General features: G+C 47.9%; 2 protein-coding genes. One reads left to right on the top strand and one right to left on the bottom strand.

Features of this window, described 5'->3' with window-relative positions; genetic code table 11:
- The coding region (locus tag A3750_RS16055; RefSeq protein WP_197475083.1) for an AraC family transcriptional regulator ligand-binding domain-containing protein at positions 1–545 on the bottom strand (545 nt) is incomplete at its 3' end.
- Between the two features lie 180 nt (positions 546–725).
- On the opposite strand from A3750_RS16055, the gene A3750_RS16050 reads away from it, so the two are divergent.
- Positions 726–1046 carry a 2Fe-2S iron-sulfur cluster-binding protein gene (locus A3750_RS16050; RefSeq protein WP_068451759.1) on the top strand — a complete coding sequence of 107 codons (321 nt, stop codon included), beginning with the start codon at positions 726–728 and terminating at the stop codon, positions 1044–1046.
- Positions 1047–1170: the final 124 nt, after the last annotated feature.

The raw sequence follows: 1170 nt of genomic DNA, 5'->3' as shown, positions 1-1170 counted from the left end.
CGGTGTTTGAATTGCGTAATGGCTGTCTCAAGAGGTTTGCCAATAATATGTTGAGCACAATCAAAAAAGGTTATAGCCGAAGCCTCGGCGAGACATCGTTGCACTTCTTCGCTTACATCTAGGTCAAGATGGTAGTGACATTCAAGCCAGTCTTTACCTGCAATTAACTCGAGACGAACAAAGCTCATTCTTGTCGGAGAAAAGGTCTGAAACGCCTGCATGGCGGTGAGCAGGTTAGGGCTACTATTGACTAAAAAGCCCATTGCGCCATGCGCGCCTGGGGTGAGCATTTTCCCAACGGTTAAGCCAAAAGCTGGGTTCTGTGAGATGCGCAATGCATTTTCTAAGAGCCGAATTTGCTGGTCTGCGGTGAGTAACGTGCTCTCTTCGAGAAACTCCTCAACCGTAATTTGGGTGTTCGTTAGTAATGTAGGTAGATCTTGGGTTAGCAGGCCTAGAGCGCGCGCAATAAGGCGCGAATAGTTTGAAGGGATTGACGCAGCTTCGGGCGAAATATCGTGCTCCATGATGCTTTTTAGCTCCATTCGTATTCAGTCTTTCACAAGAACTTAATGACTAAGTGTCTTTTAATGACCTTTTGATGTCAATAAATGACCTCCTTATGTCTTGATATGACTTCCTGATGTCTTTAAATGACCTCAATCTGCCGAATGTTGAGCATTAAGCTTTTGCACGTTGTCGGGTAAAAACTGAAAGAGGTAAAGATGAGCAGCATTACGATTATCGAGCATGATGGAACCGAACATACCCTTGCTATCGAGGAAGGGGTTTCGTTGATGGAATTAGCGACCAATAACGACATCCCCGGCATCGATGCAGATTGCGGCGGCGCATGCGCCTGCGGCACCTGCCACATCATTGTCGACGATGCATGGTCCGAGAAGGTGGGTGGGCCCGCCGTAGAGGAAAACCAAATGCTTGACCTAACGCCTGAACGCGCAGCGACATCGCGTTTGTCGTGTCAGCTTCAGGTTACCGCTGCAATGGACGGGCTAGTAGTACGGCTGCCGGAGTTTCAAATGTAACCAGCCGCATTTCTGCGAAAGAGAATGCTGTGTGGTTGAACGTGACAATAAGAATAGACTTACGCTAGAGGGCATCAAATGAAGTTACTCGATCCGGTAATAGAGAAGAGCGCAGCGGTGATTC

The organism is Oleiphilus sp. HI0079 (assembly GCF_001635105.1).
This window is presented reverse-complemented; position numbering and strand designations above follow the sequence as displayed.